This window comes from Nocardioides sp. Z30_9 (assembly GCF_058215735.1).
On sequence record NZ_JBZAJF010000001.1, the window covers coordinates 777506 to 798378 of the forward strand.

Annotated in this window: 18 protein-coding genes; 10 read left to right on the forward strand and 8 right to left on the reverse strand. The window is 70.9% G+C overall.

The annotated features are described in order from the left end of the window. Position 1: 1 nt before the first annotated feature. The 6 genes from AC4BGB_RS03880 to AC4BGB_RS03905 are packed head-to-tail and all read right to left on the reverse strand — an operon-like array spanning position 2 to position 8532. The gene (locus AC4BGB_RS03880) at positions 2-736 is read right to left on the reverse strand and encodes a hypothetical protein (protein ID WP_490544891.1); all 735 of its coding nucleotides are present in this window, start codon (positions 734-736) and stop codon (positions 2-4) included. Further along, positions 733-1380 carry a SatD family protein gene (locus AC4BGB_RS03885; protein ID WP_490544893.1) on the reverse strand — a complete coding sequence of 216 codons (648 nt, stop codon included), beginning with the start codon at positions 1378-1380 and terminating at the stop codon, positions 733-735. The genes AC4BGB_RS03880 and AC4BGB_RS03885 overlap by 4 nt, the downstream gene beginning before the upstream one ends. A 43-nt stretch (positions 1381-1423) precedes the next feature. After that, complete coding sequence (locus AC4BGB_RS03890) at positions 1424-4405, reverse strand: bifunctional [glutamine synthetase] adenylyltransferase/[glutamine synthetase]-adenylyl-L-tyrosine phosphorylase (RefSeq protein WP_490544894.1); 2982 nt, start codon at positions 4403-4405, stop codon at positions 1424-1426. Between the two features lie 30 nt (positions 4406-4435). Continuing rightward, positions 4436-5773 (reverse strand): type I glutamate--ammonia ligase, encoded by a 1338-nt coding sequence (gene glnA / locus AC4BGB_RS03895; protein WP_490544895.1) that lies wholly within the window; start codon positions 5771-5773, stop codon positions 4436-4438. A gap of 9 nt (positions 5774-5782) precedes the next feature. Next, on the reverse strand, positions 5783-6484 hold the full coding sequence (locus AC4BGB_RS03900; RefSeq protein ID WP_490544896.1) for a type 1 glutamine amidotransferase: 702 nt from the start codon (positions 6482-6484) through the stop codon (positions 5783-5785). Further along, positions 6484-8532 carry an NAD(+) synthase gene (locus AC4BGB_RS03905; RefSeq protein WP_490544898.1) on the reverse strand — a complete coding sequence of 683 codons (2049 nt, stop codon included), beginning with the start codon at positions 8530-8532 and terminating at the stop codon, positions 6484-6486. Before AC4BGB_RS03905 ends, AC4BGB_RS03900 begins: the two co-directional genes overlap by 1 nt. 74 nt (positions 8533-8606) lie before the next feature. Here AC4BGB_RS03905 and panB point away from each other — a divergent pair, with 74 nt between their 5' ends. From panB to AC4BGB_RS03925, 4 genes are all read left to right on the forward strand, one after another. Continuing rightward, positions 8607-9482, forward strand: coding sequence for a 3-methyl-2-oxobutanoate hydroxymethyltransferase (gene panB / locus AC4BGB_RS03910; protein ID WP_490544900.1), 876 nt, complete (start codon positions 8607-8609; stop codon positions 9480-9482). 129 nt (positions 9483-9611) lie between these two features. After that, the gene (locus tag AC4BGB_RS03915) at positions 9612-11252 is read left to right on the forward strand and encodes a DUF1800 domain-containing protein (protein WP_490544902.1); all 1641 of its coding nucleotides are present in this window, start codon (positions 9612-9614) and stop codon (positions 11250-11252) included. Between the two features lie 8 nt (positions 11253-11260). Continuing rightward, positions 11261-12553, forward strand: a complete 1293-nt coding sequence (locus AC4BGB_RS03920; RefSeq protein ID WP_490544904.1) for a DUF1501 domain-containing protein — start codon at positions 11261-11263, stop codon at positions 12551-12553. A 50-nt stretch (positions 12554-12603) separates the two neighbouring features. Further along, positions 12604-13785, forward strand: coding sequence for a PQQ-dependent sugar dehydrogenase (locus AC4BGB_RS03925; RefSeq protein WP_490544906.1), 1182 nt, complete (start codon positions 12604-12606; stop codon positions 13783-13785). A gap of 135 nt (positions 13786-13920) precedes the next feature. Here the strand turns inward: AC4BGB_RS03925 and AC4BGB_RS03930 are convergent, their stop codons facing one another. After that, on the reverse strand, positions 13921-14184 hold the full coding sequence (locus tag AC4BGB_RS03930) for a hypothetical protein (RefSeq protein ID WP_490544907.1): 264 nt from the start codon (positions 14182-14184) through the stop codon (positions 13921-13923). Positions 14185-14263: 79 nt separating this feature from the next. On the opposite strand from AC4BGB_RS03930, the gene AC4BGB_RS03935 reads away from it, so the two are divergent. Continuing rightward, on the forward strand, positions 14264-15670 hold the full coding sequence (locus AC4BGB_RS03935; protein ID WP_490544909.1) for a M15 family metallopeptidase: 1407 nt from the start codon (positions 14264-14266) through the stop codon (positions 15668-15670). Positions 15671-15762: 92 nt separating this feature from the next. Here the strand turns inward: AC4BGB_RS03935 and AC4BGB_RS03940 are convergent, their stop codons facing one another. Beyond that, on the reverse strand, positions 15763-15948 hold the full coding sequence (locus AC4BGB_RS03940) for a hypothetical protein (RefSeq protein WP_490544911.1): 186 nt from the start codon (positions 15946-15948) through the stop codon (positions 15763-15765). A gap of 67 nt (positions 15949-16015) precedes the next feature. On the opposite strand from AC4BGB_RS03940, the gene map reads away from it, so the two are divergent. The 5 genes from map to AC4BGB_RS03965 all read left to right on the forward strand — a co-directional run bounded on the left by map (position 16016) and on the right by AC4BGB_RS03965 (position 20762). After that, positions 16016-16864 carry a type I methionyl aminopeptidase gene (gene map, locus AC4BGB_RS03945; RefSeq protein WP_490544913.1) on the forward strand — a complete coding sequence of 283 codons (849 nt, stop codon included), beginning with the start codon at positions 16016-16018 and terminating at the stop codon, positions 16862-16864. A 51-nt stretch (positions 16865-16915) separates the two neighbouring features. After that, positions 16916-18529, forward strand: a complete 1614-nt coding sequence (locus AC4BGB_RS03950) for a circularly permuted type 2 ATP-grasp protein (RefSeq protein WP_490546781.1) — start codon at positions 16916-16918, stop codon at positions 18527-18529. Further along, positions 18523-19449 (forward strand): alpha-E domain-containing protein, encoded by a 927-nt coding sequence (locus tag AC4BGB_RS03955; protein ID WP_490544914.1) that lies wholly within the window; start codon positions 18523-18525, stop codon positions 19447-19449. The genes AC4BGB_RS03950 and AC4BGB_RS03955 overlap by 7 nt, the downstream gene beginning before the upstream one ends. Continuing rightward, positions 19446-20291, forward strand: coding sequence for a transglutaminase family protein (locus tag AC4BGB_RS03960; protein ID WP_490544916.1), 846 nt, complete (start codon positions 19446-19448; stop codon positions 20289-20291). Before AC4BGB_RS03955 ends, AC4BGB_RS03960 begins: the two co-directional genes overlap by 4 nt. Before the next feature lie 75 nt (positions 20292-20366). Then, complete coding sequence (locus AC4BGB_RS03965; RefSeq protein ID WP_490544918.1) at positions 20367-20762, forward strand: hypothetical protein; 396 nt, start codon at positions 20367-20369, stop codon at positions 20760-20762. Positions 20763-20873: the final 111 nt, after the last annotated feature.

Sequence of the window (20873 nt, forward strand, 5' to 3'; positions counted from 1 at the left end):
GCTAGCGGGCGAGCAGCGCGAGGGCGCTCAGGCCCACCAGCCAGCTGACGAAGCTGCCCACCAGGAAGTACTCGGTGAGCCGGTGGATCCACTGCTGCTCGGACCTGGAGTGCAGCTCGGGCCACCGCAGCAGCCCCTTGGCCGCGATCACGATGCTGGCGGCGGTCAGCTGGCCCGAGAGACCCAGCCCGAGGATGAGCAGCCGTTCCATCGGGCCGAGCAGGCGTCCCCCCTTGAGCCGCTGCCCGGGGTCCTCGACCGTGTCCTGCACGGCCGGGTTCACGGTGCCGGTGACCGCCAGCACCAGTCGCACCACCACGTTGCCGGTGCTCAGCTGCACCAGGAACGCCCCGGTCAGGAGCAGCGCCCGGTCGGCGCTGGTCCCGTGCACGGCGGGCAGCTGGGTCTGGGCCAGCCACTCCCCCAGCAGGCCGCCGGCCTGGCCGGCCCACGCCGAGGTGAACAACCCGAGCAGCAGCGAGCCACCGAGCACCGTCAGCGGGACCCACGCCCGCCCCCGGTGGCGGGACCGGTCCACGGTCTGGCCCCAGAGCACCACCAGGGCCGCGATCACGACCAGCGCGCCCACATCGGCCGGAGTGGTGAGCCCGGCGAGGAGGCCGACCCCCACCGCCACCGCGGCAGCGGCGCACTCGTTGACCACCGGGACCGGACGCACCGAGCGGGCGAGGTCGCACACGGCCACCCCGATCAACAGCACCGCGATCCAGCTCACGTGACACCTCTCAGCAGCTGGCCGGCCGCGAGGATCACGGCCAGCCCGTCGTTGCGCACCCGCTGCGACACGGCCGAGGCGGAGATGCCCTCGAGTTCGGCGAGCTCGGCCTGGCTGTGCCCCTCGAGGGCTCCTCGGAGCAGCCGCAGCGATCGCTCCGAGACGGAGCCAATCATCTGGTCCTGACACATCAGGGCCGCGTTCACCGCATCGGGGTCGGGTCCCGCGGTGCGGTCGGCGCGGCGGTACGCCGTACGCAGCAACCGGGTACCCGGCCTGGAGGCGTCGGTCCTGACCTCGTCGATGGCTCCGCGGGCGGCCCACCAGCCCGGCCCATCCTCCACCCGGGGCGAGTCGGCGAGGACCGCCACCGGCCCCCACCCCACCCCGTGGCGTACGTCGAAGGGCAGGTGCAGCCGCAGCCACAAGGTGGCGTGCAGCGCCTCCCCCACGGTCTCGAAGCATCCCTGGTACTCGTCGCCGACCGTGATCCGCAGGGGCACCGCCGGGTCGAGGACCGCGTTCGCCTGGTCCAGGACCGAGACGAGCCCGGCGTGCAGCTGCGGGCGGTCGGTCACCTCGCGCGAGCCCACCACGTCACCGATCAGGGCCGCCAGTGAAGTTCCGGGCTTCAGATCCTGCATCTGAAGATATTAACTTACTTTCGCTGAACTGAAGGCCATCTCTTCAGGACCAGAACACCCGGTCCACGATGCCGCGCGCCCGCCGCGCGGAGCGGAGGTAGTCGTTGACCATCTCGTCGGACTGACCGGGCTCGTACTGGAGGATGGCGGCCACCGCAGCCCGCTCCCGGGCATCGCGCGGCAGCTGGTCGGCGGGCTTCCCACGGACCTGGACCGTCGCGTTGCGAGCCCTGCTCGCGAACCTCCACGCCTCGGCGAGCCCGTGGGCGTCGCTCACCTCGAGGAGGTCGTGCTCCACGGCCACCTCCAGCGCCTCGAGGGTCTTGGTGGTGCGCAGCTCCGGAAGCCGGCCCGCGTGCCGCATCTGGAGCAGCTGCACGGTCCACTCCACGTCGGAGAGTCCCCCGCGGCCGAGCTTGAAGTGGGTCGCCGGGTCGGCCCCGCGGGGCAGCCGCTCGTCGTCGACCCGGGCCTTGATCCGCCGTACCTCGATGACGTCGTCGCTGCTGAGCCCGCCCTCGGGGAAGCGCAGCGGGTCGATCAGCTGGCCGAAGCGCTCGCACAACCCGGCGTCGCCGACGATCGGCGCCGCCCGCAGCAGCGCCTGGGCCTCCCAGACGGCCGACCACTTGGCGTAGTACGCCGCGTAGGAGTCGAGGGTCCGGACCAGCGGCCCCTGCCGCCCCTCGGGCCGGAGCCCCGTGTCCACCTCGAGTGCCGGGTCGCGGGCCTGCGCCGAGAGCAGGGAGCGCACCTCGTTGGCCACCGACTGTGCCATCGACGCGGCCAGCTCGGGATCGGCGCCCGGCAGCGGCTCGTGCACGAACATCACGTCCGCATCGCTGCCGTAGCCGAGCTCGTAGCCCCCGTAGCGCCCCATGGCGATGATCGCCATCCGGGTGGGCATCGACACCCCGCGCGTGCGCTCGACCCCCCGGATCACCGCGGCCAGGGAGGCCTCGAGGGTGGCGCTGGTGATGTCGGTGAGCGCGTAGCCCACCTCGGCCACCCCGAAGGGGACGCACAGGTCGGCCACGCTGATCCGGAGCAGCTCGCGCCGCCGGATCGCCCGGATGGCGACCACGGCGTCCGCGGCGCTGTCCCGGCGGGCGGCCGCGGCCTGCATCTCCTTCTGCACCGTCTCGCGGGAGAGCGGCTCGAGGCGCTCCTGCTCCCCGAGGATGGCCACGCCCTGCGGCTCGCGCTGGAGCAGGTCGGTGGCGTAGCGGCTCGTCGCCAGCACCGTGGCCATCCGCTGGGCCGCCTCCCCCTCGTCGCGCAGCAGCCGCAGGTACCACGGGGTGGTCCCCAGCGCCTCGGAGATCCGGCGGAAGCCGAACAGCCCGGCGTCCGGGTCGGGCGCATCGGCGAACCAGCGCAGCATCACCGGCAGCAGCGTGCGCTGGATCTGCGCGGTGCGCGAGACCCCGGCGGTCAACGCCTCGAGGTGGCGCAGGGCGGCCTTCGGGTCCTGGTAGCCCAGGGCGGCGAGCCGGGCCTGGGCGGCACCGGGGCTCATCCTGACCTCGTCACCGCTGATCCGGGCCACCGCGGAGAGCAGCGGGCGGTAGAACAGCTTCTCGTGCAGCCGGCGCACCTCCCTCTGGTGGAAGTGCCACTGGTCGTCCAGCTCACGCACCGGGTCCCGGGTGTAGCCCAGCGAACGACCGAGGCGGCGCAGCGACTCCTCGTCCTCGGGCATCTCGTGGGTCCGGCGCAGCTTGTACAGCTGGATCCGGTGCTCGAGGGTGCGCAGGAAGGCGTAGGCGTCGTGCAGCGAGCGGCCGTCCTCGCGACCGACGTAGCCGCGTTCGGTGAGGCTCGCCAGGGCGCTCAGGGTGGCGGGCTGGCGCACCTCCTCGTCGGTGCGGCCGTGCACCATCTGCAGCAGCTGTACGGCGAACTCGACGTCGCGCAGGCCACCGGAGCCGAGCTTGAGCTGTCGCTCGGCGTGGCTGGCCGGGATGTGGTCGAGGACGCGGCGGCGCATCGCCTGGACCTCCTCGACGAAGCCGTCACGCTCCGCAGCCGACCAGACCAGGGGCCCGATCACCTCGGCGTACTCCCGGCCCAGCGCGTGGTCGCCCGCCACCGGGCGTGCCTTGAGCAGGGCCTGGAACTCCCAGGTCTTGGCCCAGCGCTCGTAGTAGCCGCAGTGGCTGGCCAGGGTGCGCACCAGCGGGCCCGAGGAGCCCTCGGGACGCAGGTTGGCGTCGACCGGCCAGATGGTGCCCTCGCGGGTGTGCTCGGAGCAGACCTGCATCAGCACCGAGGCGAGCTGCGTGGCCGCACGCATCGCCACGTGATCGTCGTGGCCCTCGACCGGCTCCGCGACGTAGACCACGTCCACGTCGCTGACGTAGTTGAGCTCGTGCCCCCCGCACTTGCCCATCGCGATCACCGCGAACCGGCAGGACCCGGCCGCCTCCCCCACCTTGGCGCGCGCCACTGCGAGGGCGGCCTCGAGGGTGCCGGCGGCGAGGTCGGCCAGCTCGGCGGCCGCGTCGTCGACGCGGAGGTGGTGTGCCAGGTCGCGGGAGGCGAGCCGCAGGAGCTGGCGCCGGTAGTCCACCCGCAGGGCATCCATCGCCTCGGCGTGGGGCAGGGTCGCGACCGGTTCGGCCTCGTCGGGGTCCCCGCCCACGGCCCGGACCAGCGAGGCCCGCATCGCGTACGCCGCCGGACGCGTCGACCCCAGCGAGGGGTCGCACAGCTCGTGCCAGTGCTCGGGATGACGGCGCAGGTGGTCAGCGAGCGCCTGGCTGGCCCCGAGCACCGAGAGCAGCCGCATCGAGGTGCCCTCGTCGTCGGCCACCTCCGCCAACAGCCGGTCGCGATCCTCGACCGCGTCGGCGAGGTCGATCAGGGCGGCGAGCGCCTGGTCAGGGTCCGCACTGCGCCCGATCAGCGGAATGATCGGGGCGCTCACCTCGCCGAGCTGCGCGATCAGCGTGCGGGCGCGGTCGGGATCGAGGAAACCGAGACGGACGAGCTGGCCCTGGGTGAAGTCGGCTCGAGGGGTCATCCGGGGAACCTATCCTCACCGCTCCCGTGCTCAGATGACCGGAAGCATCCGGTCGCGCTCGTAGGCCGAGACCTGGCCGCGGTAGTCCTCCCACTCCGCCCGCTTGTTGCGCAGGAAGAACTCGTAGACGTGCTCGCCCAGCGTGTCGGCCAGCAGCTCGGAGTCCTCGGCGATCTTGATGGCCTCGTAGAGGGTCTTGGGCAGCTGCTCGAGCCCGAGCGCCTTGCGCTCGCGGTCGGTCAGCGACCAGACGTCGTCCTCGGCCTCACGCGGGAGCTCGTACTCCTCCTCGAGCCCCTTCATGCCGGCAGCGAGCACGACCGCGTAGGCGAGGTAGGGGTTGCACGCGGCGTCGATGGAGCGCAGCTCGATGCGCGTCGACTGGCCCTTGTTGGGCTTGTACATCGGCACCCGCACCATCGCGGAGCGGTTGTTGTGCCCCCACGACTTGTACGACGGGGCCTCGCCGCCGCCGATCAGCCGCTTGTAGGAGTTCACCCACTGGTTGGTGACGCAGGTGATCTCGCTGGCGTGCCGCAGGATGCCCGCGATGAAGTGACGGGCGGTCTTCGAGAGCTGGTACTCCGCGCCGGCCTCGAAGAAGGCGTTGGTGTCGCCCTCGAAGAGCGAGACGTGGGTGTGCATCCCGGAGCCGGGGTGGGTGGTGAACGGCTTGGGCATGAAGCTGGCCCAGATGCCCTGGCTCAGCGCGACCTCACGCACGACGGTGCGGAAGGTCATGATGTTGTCGGCCGTGGAGAGCGCGTCGGCGTAGCGCAGGTCGATCTCCTGCTGGCCGGGACCGCCCTCGTGGTGGCTGAACTCCACCGAGATGCCCATCGACTCGAGCATGTTGATCGCCTCGCGGCGGAAGTCCGAGCCGCGTGACTGCGCGGTGTGGTCGAAGTACCCGCTGCGGTCGACCGGGACCGGCTCCTCGCCCATGCCGGGGCGCCCCTGGAAGAGGTAGAACTCGATCTCGGGGTGGGTGTAGAAGGTGAAGCCCTTGTCGGCCGCCTTCTGCAGCGTCCGCTTGAGCACGTAGCGCGGATCGGCGTACGACGGGGAGCCGTCGGGCATGAAGATGTCGCAGAACATCCGCGCGGTCGACGGGGTCTCGCCGCGCCACGGCAGCAGCTGGAAGGTGGCCGGGTCGGGGTGGGCCAGCATGTCGGCCTCGGTCACCCGGGCGAAACCCTGGATCGCGGAACCGTCGAAGCCGATGCCCTCGGAGAAGGCGTTCTCCAGCTCCGCCGGCGCCACCGAGACCGACTTGAGGTAGCCGAGCACGTCGGTGAACCAGAGTCGAACGAACCGGACATCGCGCTCTTCGAGTGCGCGCAGTACGAAGTCTTCCTGCTTACCCATGGGTCGAGCCTAGGGCAGAGCCGAGAAGGCCCGTGCGAGCGGGCGCCAACCGGCTGCCAACTCGTTGCGCGCGGCGGCGACGGTGCGCAGGACCTCCTCGAGGTGACCCTCGTCGTAGCGGTCCCGGTCGTCCTCGGCCCAGGTGGCCAGGATGCTCTCGTTGACCTCCGGGTGCAGCTGCACACCCCACACCGTCGGGGCGAACCTGGCAGCCTGCAGCTCGCCTGCGGGGGTCTCGGCCAGCACCACCGTTCCCTCCGGCGCGCGCAGCACCAGGTCGTTGTTCCAGTGCACCCCGAAGCGGGTGCCCACCAGGGACGCGGTGAGGTCGTCGGTGGCCGCGGCGTCGGTCCAGCCGATCGGCAGCAGCCCCAGCTGCTGGCCGCGCGGGTTGGGCCCCGCCTCGCCACCCAGCGCCACCGCCACCAGCTGGTGCCCCAGGCAGATGCCCAGGGTGGCCACGCGACGGCGGGCGGCCTCGCGGACCAGCTCCCGGGTCGGTGCCAGCCACGGATGGGCGGCGTCGTCGTTGGCACCCATGGCGCCGCCGAGGACCAGGAGCGCGTCGTACCCGTCGAGACCTGGCGGCAGCGACGTCCCGGTGTAGGGGCGGTGCACCTCGAGGGTGCAGCCCAGCTCGACGAGCCAGTCCCCCACCCACGCCGGCGGGCAGTCCTCCTCGTGCTGGACGACCAGGATGCGCTCGACCATCAGGACCGTGGAACGTTCTCGAGCTCGGCCAGCCAGGCGGCCGGGCCCGCGTCGCTGGGCATCCGCCAGTCGCCGCGAGGCGACATCGTCCCGCCGGCGCTGACCTTCGGGCCGTTGGGCAGGGCGGAGCGCTTGAACTGGCTGGCGAAGAAACGCTTGATGAACACCTCGAGCCACTCCCGGATGTCGCCCAAGTGGTACTCGGGCCGGTTCTCCTCAGGGTAGTTCGGGGGCCATTCCCCCGCCTCGGCGTCCGACCACGCGTGCTCGGCGAGGAAGGCGATCTTGCTGGGCCGGAACCCGAACCGGAGGACGTGGAACAACGTGAAGTCGTGCAGGGCGTAGGGCCCCACCGAGTCCTCGGTCGACTGCGCCTTCTCCCCCTCGCGGGTCGGGATCAGCTCGGGAGTGATCTCCTGCCCCACGATGTCGGTGAGCAGCTGGTTCACCTCGTCGTCGCTGTCCCCGAGCTGCTCGCTGCTGACGACCCAGCGGATCAGGTGCTGCACGAGCGTCTTCGGCACGCCGGAGTTCACCGTGTAGTGGGACATCTGGTCGCCGACGCCGTAGGTGCACCAGCCCAGGGCGAGCTCGGAGAGGTCACCGGTGCCGAGCACGATGCCCCGACGCTGGTTGGCGATCCGGAACAGGTAGTCCGTGCGCAGGCCGGCCTGGACGTTCTCGAAGGTGATGTCGTAGACCTCCTCGCCCTGCGCGAACGGGTGGCCCATGTCGGTCAGCATCTGCTTGGCCGCGGGCTGGATGTCGATCTCCTCGAACGTGGTGCCGAGGGCGTGCGAGAGCCGGGTCGCGTAGGACTTGGTGGTGTCGCCGGTGGCGAACCCCGGCAGCGTGAACGCGAGGATGTCGCTGCGTGGCCTCCCGAGCCGGTCCATCGCCTTGGCGGCCACGATCAGGGCATGGGTCGAGTCGAGTCCGCCCGAGACGCCGATGACGACCTTCGGCTGGCCGATCGCGCGCAGCCGCTGCTCGAGCCCGGAGACCTGGATGTTGTAGGCCTCGAAGCAGTCCAGTGCCAGCCGCTCCGCGTCGTCGGGGACGAACGGGAACCGGTCGACCTTGCGCCGCAGCCCGATGTCGCCGGTCGGCGGCGCCAGGGTCAGCGCGATCTCGCGGAAGTCGCCGCCGTCGACCCCCTCCGATCGCCGGTTGTCGTCGAAGGTGCCCTGGCGCATCCGCTCCTGGCGGATCCGGTCCAGGTCGACATCGGCGATCGTGCGGCGCGGGCCGTCGGGGAACCGGTCCCCCTCGGCGAGCAGGCCGCCGCACTCGTAGATCATCGTCTGCCCGTCCCACGACAGGTCGGTGGTGGACTCGCCCTGGCCGCCGGCGGCGTACGCGTAGGCGGCCGAGCAGCGCGAGCTGGCCGAGCGGACCAGCTGCTTGCGGTCCTCGGCGCGGGCGATGGTGATCGGGGACCCGGAGAGGTTGACCAGCACCGTGGCCCCGGCCAGCGCGGCGTGGGCGCTCGGCGGCACCGGGACCCACATGTCCTCGCACACCTCGACGAACAGGCTCAGGTCGGGCAGGTCGGTGGCACGGAAGATCAGGTCGGGGCCGAACGGCACCGTTGCGCCCACCAGGTCGATGTACTCCCCCCGCTGGTCCTCGCCCGCGGCGAACCAGCGGGCCTCGTAGAACTCGCGGTAGGTCGGCAGGAACGACTTCGGCGCCACGCCGAGCACGGCGCCCCGGTGGATCACCACCGCACAGTTGTAGACCCGGTTCCCCTTGCGCAGCGGAGCACCGACGACCAGCACGGGACGCAGGTCCTCGCTGGCCGTGCAGATCTCCCCGATGGCCTCCCGGACCGCCTCGAGCAGGGTGTCCTGGAGGAAGAGGTCCTCGATGGAGTACCCCGACAGGCACAGCTCGGGGAAGATCGCGACGGCGACACCGTCGTCGTGGCACTCGCGTGCCTGCTCGATCACCGTCGCGGCGTTGGTGGCTGGGTCCGCGATCGTCACCGGCACCGTGCAGGCGGCGATCCGGGCGAACCCGTGGGCATAGGCCGAGTTGAAGTCCACGGGTCGCAGTCTTGCACCCGGCGTGAGCAGCAACACAGGGGCGTTCTCGCCGTTGCGGGTCTAGCGTTCCTCGCATGAGCGAAGAAACCGCGCCCTACGGCACCGGCTCGTCAGCAGGCGGCGCCGGGGCCTCGCAGCCCTCGACCCCCCGACCGGGAAAGCGCATCCGCACCCAGCACCTGCGCGAGCTCAAGCAGCGCGGGGAGCGGTTCGCGATGCTCACCGCCTATGACATGTACACCGCGCAGATCTTCGACGAGGCCGGCATCGAGGTCCTGCTCGTCGGTGACAGTGCCTCCAACAACGTCTACGGCAACGAGAGCTCGCTGCCGGTGACTGTGGACGAGCTGATCCCGCTCACCCGGGCCGTCTCCCGCTCGGTGACGAGGTCCCTGGTGGTCGGCGACCTCCCCTTCGGGTCCTACCAGCGGTCGCCGGAGCAGGCCTACGACACCGCGGTGCGGTTCATGAAGGAGGGCGGCGCCCACGCGATCAAGCTCGAGGGCGGGCGGGAGATGGCTCCCCAGATCGAACTGCTCAGCCGGGGCGGAGTCCCCGTGATGGCCCACATCGGGTTCACCCCCCAGAGCGAGCACGCCCTCGGCGGCTACCGCGTCCAGGGGCGGGGCGAGACCGGTGATCGCATCCTCGACGACGCGCGCGCGGTCCAGGAGGCCGGAGCCTTCGCCGTGGTGATGGAGATGGTTCCCGGAGACGTTGCCGCTCGGGTCACCGAGGAGCTGTCGATCCCGACGATCGGCATCGGCGCGGGCGCCGACTGCGACGGCCAGGTGCTCGTGTGGCAGGACGCATTCGGGCTCAGGGCCGGGAAGATGGCCCGGTTCGTCAAGCAGTACGCCGACGTGCGCGGCGTACTCCTCGACGGTGCCCGCGCCTACGCCGCCGAGGTCAGGGCCGGCGAGTTCCCCGGAGCCGAGCACACCTTCTGAGCCGGGCACCTCCCCCCGGGACGGACCCGTGTCCGTTTTGATGCGTTTTTGGCTATTCGTCAGCATTTTCCACGCTGAGCCGCGACGATGTCTTCACGGACGTGTTCGACAGCTCGGCGGGGGCAGCAGATGGCAATCTTCGACACCAGGAAGCGCAAGCGGCGCAAGAAGCGTCGCCTCCGCGTCAAGGTCAAGCGCCGTCGCGTCGTCAAGCCGAAGCCCAAGCCGAAGCCGAAGCCGAAGCCCAAGCCGGTCGTCAAGAAGCCGGCCACGGTGAAGAAGCCCACGGCCACCCCGGCGAACCAGGCGTGGCGGTCCCCGGCCCCGACACCGACCGCTCGCGAGCGGCTCTACCTGAACCGGTTCGGCACCGGGTTCACCCCGAGGTCGCTGGCCCAGCTCCGGGCTGCGGGCTCCCCCGAGGCCTGGCTGGCCAAGCAGCTGTCCCCAGGGAGCATCCCGGAGGCAGCGAAGATCGCCAGCATCGACTCCTGGTTCTCACCGCTGCGGCGTTCGGCCGCCGAGAAGGCCGAGACGAACGCCGGGACCGGCAAGCAGGCCTGGGAGTACGGCAACGACCTCGGCAACTGGAGCATCCTGCGCCGGATCTACTCCGAACGGTCCGTGCTGGAGACCATGACCGAGCTCTGGTCCGCCCTGCTGCACATCCCGGTCGGCCACGACCGGGCCTGGGCGTTCCGCTACGACTACGACGCCACGATCCGCCGGCACGCCCTGGGCACGTTCGAGGAGCTGCTCACCGCGTGCTCGCTGCACCCGGCGATGCGGCTCTACCTCGACAACTGGAAGTCGGTGCGCAACAAGCCCAACGAGAACCAGGGCCGTGAGCTCCTCGAGCTGCACTCCGTGGGACGCAGCGCCGGCTACACCGAGGACATGGTCAAGTCGTCGGCGGTGATCCTCTCCGGGTACACCGTCGACTGGGGCAAGAGCTACGCGGTGCGGTACGACCCGAAGGCGCACACCATGGGGCCGGTCAAGGTCCTCGGCTTCTCCAGCGCCAACGCGTCCGAGGACGGCCAGGCCGTGACCATCGCCTACCTGAAGTACCTCGCGCACCACCCGGCCACCGCCCGGCGCGTGGTCACCAAGCTCGCCACGCAGTTCGTCTCGGACTCCCCCTCCGACGCCTTGGTCAACTCCCTGGCCGCGGTCTACACGAGCTCGGGGACCAGCATCTCGGCGGTGCTCACCGCGCTCTCGCGGCACCCGGAGTTCCTCACCTCCACGGGCCAGAAGGTGCGTACGCCGGTGGCGGACCTCGTCGCGACCGCTCGCGTGCTCGCCGTGGACGTCCAGGCCCCCGGGTCGGGGAACTCGTGGGCGAACGCGGCCAACTACGTCCACGGCGGAGACCGGGTCTTCGCCTGGCCCCGACCCGACGGTCCCCCGCTCACCGGCCGCTCCTGGTCGGCGGCCTCCCGCCTGTTCGCGAGCTACGACATGCACCAGAGCCAGGCCGGAGGCTGGTGGCCCAAGGAGGGCGCGAAGTACCGCACCGCGGCCTCCTGGCTGCCCGCGTCCTCGCTGAGGTTCGACGCCTACGTCGACCACCTGTGCCGGATCTGGCTGGGCAAGCCTGCCGATGCCCGCCTGCTGAAGGTGGCCACCCAGGCCGTCACGGGTCCGGAGAAGTGGGCGATCGTGACCGCCTCGAGCATCGTCACCAAGGACCACAACCTCGGAAGCTGGCTGTTCCCGCGACTCGTCTGCGCGCTTCTCGACACTCCCGACCACATGACCACGTGAGGCAAGCCATGACCAACCACTCGAGCCACTCGAGCACCCCGGACAACGCCTGCTGCAGCGACCACACCCGCTCGCAGGTCTCCCGGCGTTCGCTGCTGCAGGGGGCCGCCGCCGTGGGCGGCGGCATGGCCGTGACCCAGATGTTCGGCGACGCGATGATGCAGGCGACCTTCGCGGGGACCCCCGGCGGCAACACACTGGTCGTGATCAGCCTGCGTGGTGGCATCGACGGGATGGGCGTCGTGGTCCCCCACGGCGACCCCGGCTACTACAAGGCCCGTCCCACGACCGCGGTCAAGGCCAACACCCTGCTCTGCGCGGACTCCATGTTCGGGCTGCACCCGGCGATGAAGCCGCTCGAGCCCCTGTGGAAGGGCGGGAAGCTCGCCGCGATCCAGGCCACCGGGCTCGCCGTACCCAACCGCTCTCACTTCTCTGCCATCGAGGAGGTCGAGGACGCCGCGCCCGGCTCGTCGGCGCGGACCGGCTGGATCAACCGGATGATCGGCCTCGGTCCTGCGAACGGGACCCTGGACGCGGTGCAGCTCGGGATGAACTTCCCGACCACCGCCCTGATCGGCCCGCACCCCACCCTGGCCACCCAGGACCTCGACGGACTGCTGGTCCCCGGCCTCGACGGCCGGGCCACCCAGCGCTACACCTCGCTGACCTCGGCGTGGGCCGGCGCCACCGGGCCACTGGCCGCGGGCGCACGCGAGGCGGTGGCCATCTCCAAGGGGCCCGGGCAGAAGCTCAAGTCGATGGCGAACAGCTCCACCGCCTACCCGACCGAGTGGTTCGCGACCCCGTTCGCCCAGCCGCTGAAGAACGCGGCCAAGCTGATCCGCGCGAACATCGGCACCGACGTCATCGCCATCGACGCCGGCAACTGGGACCTGCACACGAACTACGGGACGCTCACCTGGGGTTCGATGCAGAGCAACATCTCCGGCTTCGCCCAGGCCCTCGCCGCCTTCATGACCGACCTCGGGACCCTCAGCTCACGGGTCACGGTGGTCACGATCTCGGAGTTCGGCCGCCGCATCGCCGAGAACGGCAGCCAGGGCTTCGACCACGGCTGGGGCAACATGATGCTGGTGGCCGGGGCCGGCGTGAAGGGCGGCAAGTACTACGGCACCTGGCCCGGCCTCGAGACCGGCTCGGTGATCGACGGTGACCTCAAGGTCACCACCGACTACCGCAACGTCCTCGCCGAGATCGTCAAGAAGCGCTTCCCGGACCGGTCCGTCCCCGCACTGTTCCCGGGCCTGACCATCGAGCCCGTGAACATGATGGCGTGACGGTGCCCGAGTACCTCAGTTCTGCATCGTTCCCGGCATAGCCTGAGACGATGCGACGTCTCCTGCTGGTGACCCTCGGCCTGCTCCTCGTCCTCACCGGCACGGCGTACGCCGGCCAGGCCGTGGAAGTGCCCGGCAGCACGAAGGACCAGACGAGGAGCCAGGCGCGCGCCGCCAAGGTGCCCGCCCTCCGGGTCACCGTCCTCGCCCGACGCCTCGACCTGCCCTGGGACGCCCAGCCGATCGGCAAGGGGCGCTTCCTGGTCACCGAGCGCGCCACCAAGCGGTTGCTGACCGTCCGCAAGGGCAAGGTGCGCCGCGTCGGCTACGCCTCCTCCACGGTGTGGGCCCGCGGCGAGACCGGCCTGATGTCGCTCGCCGTGGACCCCGCGTTCGGGAAGAACCGGCGGTTCTACACCTGCCAGGGCGGTTACCTCGGCGGCGGTCGTCACGACGTCCGGGTGATGGAGTGGCGACTCTCGCGCAACGCGCGCACCGCCACCCTGGTCAAGCCGCTGCTCACCGGTATCCCCGCCACCTCGGGCCGCCACGGCGGCTGCCGGCTGCTGATCAGCGGCAACGCGATGATCGTCGGCACCGGTGACGCGGTCACCGGCACCAACGCCCGCAACCTGAACTCCCTGGGGGGCAAGACGCTGCGGCTGAACCGGTTCACCGGGGCGCCGTGGCCGAAGAACCGGTGGATCCGCTCGTCCTCACGCGCCGCGCGCTACGTGCTCACCTACGGTCACCGCAACGTGCAGGGCCTGGCCCAGCGGCCCGGGGGCGCGGTCTGGTCGGTGGAGCACGGGACCAACCGGGACGACGAGGTCAACCAGCTCGCCAACGGCGGCGACTACGGCTGGAACCCGGTCCCGGGCTACGACGAGAGCCGCCCGATGACCGACCAGGGCCTCCCCGGGACCCAGATCAACGCCCGCTGGCGCTCGGGCTCACCCACCCTGGCCACATCGGGTGCGGCCTGGGTGCTGGGGCGCAAGTGGGGCGCGTACAACGGCACCCTCGCCGTGGCGGCGCTGAAGGGCGAGCGCCTGATGTTCATGCGCTTCGACTCCGCGGGCAGGTTCCGCAGCCTCGCGGCACCGCCCGCACTGCGCAAGTACGGCCGGCTGCGCTCAGTGACCCGCGCGCCCAACGGCGACCTGCTGGTGACCACGGCCAACGGTGGCTCCCGGGACTACGTCCTCCGGGTCAGCCCGCGGCGGCGCTGACACCCTCGCCGAGCGCCTCCAGCAGGCGTGCGTCTCATCGGCACAGCGGCGGGCCAGGGTCAACTTGCCGACGCACGAGGGCCCGTTGAGGTGGATCAGCCGAGACATGGCGCGAACCTACGACACGGGCCCGGCTCAGCCGCCCCAGCCGAGGTAGCGGGTGCCGATCACGATCGTGGGCAGCCAGACCACCAGGCCCAGCAGCGGCAGCCAGGGCACCCGGTCGGGGTGCGGCACGAACCAGCGCACGGCCGGCACGAACAGCACCAGCCACAGCAGGACGAACAGGACGGTCACCCACCAGGGCGCCACGTTCGCGGTGCCCAGGTTCAGGAACAGCAGGCACGCCATCGCGCCGAGGCCGACAAAGCCCCACGGAGAGATCTTCGAGCGCGCCACCCGCGGAACCCTACGTGAGAACACCTTTTGCCCTACCTTGACCTCACGCACCACGCCGGTGCCGTCTCGGAGGAAAAACGTGAACCCATCGTTCGTGCCCGCGCACCGCGCTCGCCGTACCGCACCCGTGCTGCTGGTGTCCCTCCTGCTGGCCGTCACCGGCTTCCTGGCTCCCTCGGGGCCGGCCGTCGCCGAACCCGCACTGGGGACGACGATCACGCTGAGCGCTCCCGCCTCCGGCAAGGCCGGGCTGCCTGCCCGGTTCACGATCGCGCTGACCGACGCCGGCGGGGCTCCCGTGGTGGGCGCCAGGGTCACGCTGCAGCAGCTCAGCTCCGCGTGGACGGCCGCCGGGTCCGCGACCACCGACAGCACCGGGCGCGCGGTCGTCACCACCGCCCTGCCAGCGGGTACGACGTCGTGGCGGGCGTTGTACGCCGGGGACGGCGTGAACGCACCGTCGGTCTCCCCCACCTCCCTGGTCCTCGGCCAGCGCTTCGCCACCACCCTGAAGCTGTCCGGGCCGCCCCGGATCGTCGACGAGCGCACCGGCATCCTGAGCGTGCTGTGGACCGCTGCCGACGGCAGCCCGGTCCGCGGGGCGATCACGATCCACCGCCGCGTCGGCACCGGCCCCTGGGTGGTGCACCGCAGGCTGAGCACGTCCGCGACCGGGCGGGTCGCGCTCACGGTGGCGCCCCGGACCGACACCACCTGGCGTGCGACCGGCGCCGCGGGCAGCTGGTGGCTGGCCACCACCTCCAACGACCTGTTCACCGACAACGTGCCGCAGGTGGCCCCGGTGGTGCTCCCGGCCAAGGCGCCCCGCCCCGCGGCGACTCCCGCGCAACCGCGCGCCACGGGCGCCGGCGCAAACGCGAAGGTGACCCGGATCCCGACGAACGTGTGGCGCTCGATGGTGGGCCGGAGCTGGCACCGCGGCTGCCCCGTCGGCCGGGCCCGCCTGCGCCTGATCCAGGTGAACTACTGGGGCTTCGACGGCTACCGCTACCGCGGCGAGATGGTGCTCAGGGCCGGCGTGGCCGGTCGCGCGGCCGCCGCCCTGCGCGACATGTACGACGCCCGCTACCCGATCCGCCGCATGTACCGCGTGGACCGCTTCGGCTGGAGCAAGGTGCTGCGCGGGGCGAACGACTATGCCTCGATGCGCGCGGACAACACCTCCGGGTTCAACTGCCGCTCGGTGGTGAACAAGCCCCGGATGCGCTCCCCGCACGCCCGTGGGCGTTCTGTGGACGTGAACACCTGGGAGAACCCCTACCGCTCGGCCACCGGCCTGGTGCCGAACTCCTGGTGGGCCTCACGCAGCCATCCGCGCGTGGCATGGCGGTCGAGCTCGCACCCGGTCGTGAAGATCTGGCGCCGGCACGGGTTCCGGTGGACCTACGGCAACAACGACAGCCAGCACATGGACGGCCGCAAGGCCCCTGGTGCCGGCTCGATCGCCGGCAGCTTCACCGGCTGAACCGGATAGTCCGAGACCTTTCCGTCGTCGAAACGGACATCTGAGAACGGAAACGTCTCGGACTATCCCGCCTGGCCGGTCGGTCCGGGTGGTCAGTCCTCGAGCGCGTCGTCGTTCCAGTTGGGGTCGTTGTCCCACTCCTCGTTGCGCTCCTGGGTCTTCTCCAGGGCGCGCTCGGCCTCGGCCGCGGAGGGGTAGGGGCCGAGGCGGTCCGCGTTCTTGCAGCCGTCCTTGCCCTCGACCGCATGGTGCTTGAGGCAGTACCAGTACTCGCTCATGTCGCCGAAACTACGCGGTCGCGCCCGAGCGTGCGAGGCCGCGTTCGGCGAAACTACACTCGGCGCCGTGACTGCCATAGCTCCTGGACGCATCTCCCCGCGGCGCCCGGTGCCCGCGCACATCGCTCGCCCCGAGTACGTCGACAAGCCGGCTCCCGCCCCGTTCACCGGATCCGAGGTCAAGGACTCCGACACGATCGAGCGGATGCGGATCGCGGGCAGGCTGGCCGCCCAGGCCCGCGACCTGGTCGGCTCGCACGTGCAGCCCGGCGTGACCACCGACGAGCTCGACCGCATCGGCCACGAGTTCCTCTGCGACCACGGCGCCTACCCGTCCACGCTCGGCTACAAGGGCTTCCCGAAGTCGCTGTGCAGCAGCATCAACGAGGTGATCTGCCACGGCATCCCGGACAGCACCGTCGTCCAGGACGGCGACATCGTCAACATCGACATCACCGCCTTCCTCAACGGCGTCCACGGCGACACCAACGCGACCTTCCTGACCCCCGGCGTCGACCCGGAGGTGGTCGAGCTGGTGGACCGCACCCGCGAGGCGCTGCGCCGGGCGATCAACGCGGTCAAGCCCGGCCGCAGGATCAACGTGATCGGCCGGGTGATCGAGTCCTACGCCAAGCGGTTCGGCTACGGCGTCGTACGCGAGTTCACCGGCCACGGCATCGGCACCTCGTTCCACTCCGGCCTGGTCATCCCCCACTTCGACGACCCCCACTACGACGACCTGATCAGGCCCGGGATGACGTTCACCATCGAGCCGATGCTCAACCTGGGCACCCACGAGTGGGAGATGTGGGACGACAACTGGACCGTGGTGACCAAGGACAGGCGGGTCAGCGCGCAGTTCGAGCACACCCTGCTGGTCACCCCGGAGGGGGCGGAAATTCTCACGCTGCCCTGACCGGGACACCGGGCGAAACACGTCCTCGCTAGGGTCGCGGGCGTGACGAGCATGTTCGAGGACTACGAGACCGGCATGGGCTCCGCCTACGACGAGATGTACGGCGTCGGCAGCGAGCTCCGGACGCCCTACAGCCAGCTGCAGCCGTCGCTGCAGGAGATGGGCCAGAGCGAGCTGCAGAGCCGGGTGGAGGCGCTGCAGTCCAGCTACCTGGACCAGGGCGTCACCTTCGACATCGGCGGCGAGGAGCGGGCGTTCCCGCTCGACGTGCTCCCCCGGGTCATCGAGATGGACCAGTGGGCCAAGGTCGAGGCGGGCGTGCAGCAGCGGGTGCACACGCTGGAGAAGTTCCTCGCCGACGTCTACGACGCGGGCCGGGTCCTCGACGACGGGGTCGTGCCGCGCAGCGTGGTCACCACCTCCTCGCACTTCCACCGCGCCGCAGCGGGGATCGAGCCGCCCAACGGCGTCCGCGTCCACGTGAGCGGGATCGACCTGATCCGCGACGACACCGGCGAGTTCCGGGTGCTCGAGGACAACGTGCGCGTCCCCTCCGGCGTCTCCTACGTGATGACCAACCGCCGCGCGATCGCGGCCGCGCTGCCCGAGGTCTTCGCCGACCACCGGATCCGCCCGGTCGCGGGCTACCCGCAGAAGCTGCTCACCGCGCTCCGCGCCGCCGCACCCGCCGGTGTCACCGACCCCAACGTGGTCGTCCTGACCCCCGGCGTGTTCAACGGCGCCTACTTCGAGCACGCGCTGCTGGCCCGCACGATGGGCGTCGAGCTCGTCGAGGGCCGCGACCTGGAGTGCCGCCGCGGCCGCGTGATGATGCGTACGACGCAGGGGCTCGAGCCCGTCCACGTGATCTACCGCCGCGTCGACGACGAGTTCCTCGACCCGGTGCACTTCCACAGCACGTCGCTGCTCGGCTGCTCCGGCCTGCTCAACGCCGCCCGGGCCGGGAACGTCACGATCGCCAACGCGGTCGGCAACGGGGTCGCCGACGACAAGCTGATCTACACCTTCCTGCCCGACCTGGTGCGCTACTACCTCGGCGAGGAACCGATCCTGCGCAACGTCGACACTTGGCGCCTCGGCGACGCCGACCACCGCGAGGAGGTGATGGACCGGCTCGACGAGCTCGTCCTGAAGCCGGTCGACGGCTCCGGCGGCAAGGGCATCGTGATCGGGCCGCAGGCCACCAAGGCCGAGCTCGACGAGCTGCGGGTCAAGGTGATGGCCGACCCGCGGTCGTGGATCGCCCAGCCGGTGATCCAGCTGAGCACCGTCCCGACGTACGTCAACGGGATGATGCGGCCCCGCCACGTCGACCTGCGGCCGTTCGCGGTCAACGACGGCAACCGCGTGTGGGTGCTGCCGGGCGGCCTGACCCGGGTCGCCCTCGGCGAGGGCGAGCTGATCGTGAACTCCTCGCGCGGCGGCGGCTCCAAGGACACCTGGGTGCTGGCCGGGCACGGGCGCACCGTCGTACGCGCCGAGCCGGAGACCATCGAGATCCACTCCGCCCCACAGGTGGTCGGGCCCGCACTCGACTCGTTCTCCTCCCAGCACGACCAGCAGCAGCAACAGCAACAAGGCGGTCGAGCAGCGAGCGCCAGCGAGCGATCAGCCGAGACCTCGCCGAAGGAGGCGTCATGCTGAGCCGGATCGCCGAGTCCCTGTTCTGGATCGGCCGCTACGTCGAGCGGGCCGAGGACACCGCACGCATCCTCGACGTACAGATGCAGCTGATCCTCGAGGACCCCGGTGTCGACGAGGAGACCACCTGCCGCAGCCTGCTGTCGATCATGGGCGTGGACCTCGCCGAGGACGCCCCGATCAACAGCACCGAGGTGATGCGGCTGCTCGCGTACGACGCCACCTCCTCCGCCTCGATCGCCGCGACCCTGGCCGCGGCACGGGAGAGCGCCCGGCGCGCACGCGAGACCCTCTCCACCTCGATGTGGGAGGCGATCAACACCACCTACCGGGCGATCCCCTCGGGGCACTTCCGGTCGATGCGCCCGCCGGTGGCCCTGCGCTGGGTGCGTGACCGCGCCGCCCAGGTGAACGGCACCGCAGAGGCCACGATGACCCGCGACGAGGGCTACCAGTTCCTGGTGCTCGGTCGTTCGATCGAGCGCGCCGACATGACCTCGCGACTGGTCGCGACCGCGGCGATCACCTCCGGGTCGGCGTGGGGCACCTCGCTCCGCGCCTGCGGCGCCTACGAGGCCTTCCTGCGCACCTACAAGGGCCTGGAGACCGAGCGTGGCGCAGCGGAGTTCCTGCTGCTGGACCGCCTGTTCCCACGGTCGGTGGTGTTCGGGCTCAGCGAGGCCGAGCGCTGCCTGGAGCGGCTGCAGTCCTCGGGCACCCGTGCCGGCTTCCAGAACGAGGCCCAGCGTCTCCTGGGGCGGACCCGGGCCGAGCTGGAGTACCGCTCGCTGAGCGACTTCGTCGCCGACCTGCCCAGCGAGATGGAACGCCTGCAGCGCACCTGCGCACAGGCGACCGAGGCGATCTCCCGGCGCTACTTCGCGGGCGCCGAGGCAACCGAGTGGCACGGAGTGAGGGCATGACGATGCAGCTGCGCATCCAGCACACGACCGGTTTCGAGTACGACGGCAAGGCGAACACCTCCTTCAACGAGGCCCGTCTGACTCCGCTGACCCTGCCGGGCCAGATCGTCGTGCACTCGCGGGTGGAGGTCTCCCCGACGCCGTGGGCCTACACCTACAAGGACTACTGGGACTCGCAGGTCACCGCCTTCGAGGTGCTCGACCCGCACACGTCGCTGACGGTCACCGCCTCCGCGACCGTGCACACGAACCGCTCCCCCGTCGGGGAACCGGTGATGACGTGGGAGGAGATGCGCAGCGCGGAAACCGCCGACCAGCACACCGAGTTCCTCGCCTCGCCGGTCCGCGTCGCCGCTCCCGAGGACCTCGTCGCCCTCGCCCGTGAGATCGCCGACGACAGCGCCACTCCCAGCGAGGCCGCCCGCCGCATCTGCGCCCTGGTCTACGACGAGGTCAAGTACGTCTCGGGCTCGACCACCGTGGACGCCCTGGCCGCGCACGCCTGGGCAGAGCGCTCGGGGGTGTGCCAGGACATGGCGCACATCGCCATCGGGGCGCTGCGCTCCGTCGGTGTCCCGACGCGCTACGTCTCGGGCTACCTCCACCCCAAGAAGGATCCCGTGGTCGGCGAGGTCGTGCACGGGGAGTCGCACGCCTGGGTCGAGTGGTGGGACGACGGCTGGCGCGGCTACGACCCCACCCACAACACCGAACCCGGCGACCGCCACGTGATCGTGGCCGCGGGACGCGACTACAACGACGTGAAGCCGCTCGCCGGCATCTTCTCCGGCTCCGGGACGTCGCGGATGTTCGTGGACGTGCAGGTCACCCGGCTGCAGTAGTGCGCCGGCGCCCATGGTTCGGGCAGGCTGGTAGCGGCGTGCGCCGTACGCCACATCGAGCGGGAGGTAGCACCAGTGGCAACCCAGAAGAGCCAGGCACCGACACCGAAGAAGTCGGCGAGCTCGGCGACGACGAAGAAGACGGCCGCCAGCAAGAAGACGGCCAAGAGCGCGAGCGCCGGGGACGCGACAACACGGAGGACAACGCAGAAGACTGCCCGGAAGGCCCCTCAGAAGAAGTCCGTCGTCCAGCAGGCCGAGCTGTCAGTGGAGACCGTCGAGCGGATCGCGCGCGAGACCGCGGAGCGGGTGTCGCGCGACATCACCGAGCACCTGAAGCGCACCCTCGCGACCCTGGAGGATGAGTCGAAGCGGGCCCGCAAGGCTGCACGGAAGGCGGCCGACCGCGCCGAGAAGGGCATCAAGGCCAAGAAGCCCAAGTCGAAGTCGAAGTCCAAGAAGTCGAAGTAGGCGAAGTACTCCGATCGTCCTCGCGTTCGGCCCGATCCCGATAACGTTCCGCGAAAATCGGGCGACGGATCGGACCGACGTGATGCACCATCGGAGACTTCGCGGCTGTGC

What these genes read in the sequence shown, in the direction of transcription:
- AC4BGB_RS03885 (WP_490544893.1), bottom strand. Translation starts at nt 1,380, where the DNA reads ATGCAGGATCTGAAGCCCGGAACTTCACTGGCGGCCCTGATCGGTGAC.
- AC4BGB_RS03890 (WP_490544894.1), bottom strand. Translation starts at nt 4,405, where the DNA reads ATGACCCCTCGAGCCGACTTCACCCAGGGCCAGCTCGTCCGTCTCGGT.
- glnA (WP_490544895.1), bottom strand. Translation starts at nt 5,773, where the DNA reads ATGGGTAAGCAGGAAGACTTCGTACTGCGCGCACTCGAAGAGCGCGAT.
- AC4BGB_RS03900 (WP_490544896.1), bottom strand. Translation starts at nt 6,484, where the DNA reads ATGGTCGAGCGCATCCTGGTCGTCCAGCACGAGGAGGACTGCCCGCCG.
- panB (WP_490544900.1), top strand. Translation starts at nt 8,607, where the DNA reads ATGAGCGAAGAAACCGCGCCCTACGGCACCGGCTCGTCAGCAGGCGGC.
- AC4BGB_RS03915 (WP_490544902.1), top strand. Translation starts at nt 9,612, where the DNA reads ATGGCAATCTTCGACACCAGGAAGCGCAAGCGGCGCAAGAAGCGTCGC.
- AC4BGB_RS03920 (WP_490544904.1), top strand. Translation starts at nt 11,261, where the DNA reads ATGACCAACCACTCGAGCCACTCGAGCACCCCGGACAACGCCTGCTGC.
- AC4BGB_RS03925 (WP_490544906.1), top strand. Translation starts at nt 12,604, where the DNA reads ATGCGACGTCTCCTGCTGGTGACCCTCGGCCTGCTCCTCGTCCTCACC.
- AC4BGB_RS03940 (WP_490544911.1), bottom strand. Translation starts at nt 15,948, where the DNA reads ATGAGCGAGTACTGGTACTGCCTCAAGCACCATGCGGTCGAGGGCAAG.
- AC4BGB_RS03950 (WP_490546781.1), top strand. Translation starts at nt 16,916, where the DNA reads ATGTTCGAGGACTACGAGACCGGCATGGGCTCCGCCTACGACGAGATG.
- AC4BGB_RS03955 (WP_490544914.1), top strand. Translation starts at nt 18,523, where the DNA reads ATGCTGAGCCGGATCGCCGAGTCCCTGTTCTGGATCGGCCGCTACGTC.
- AC4BGB_RS03960 (WP_490544916.1), top strand. Translation starts at nt 19,446, where the DNA reads ATGACGATGCAGCTGCGCATCCAGCACACGACCGGTTTCGAGTACGAC.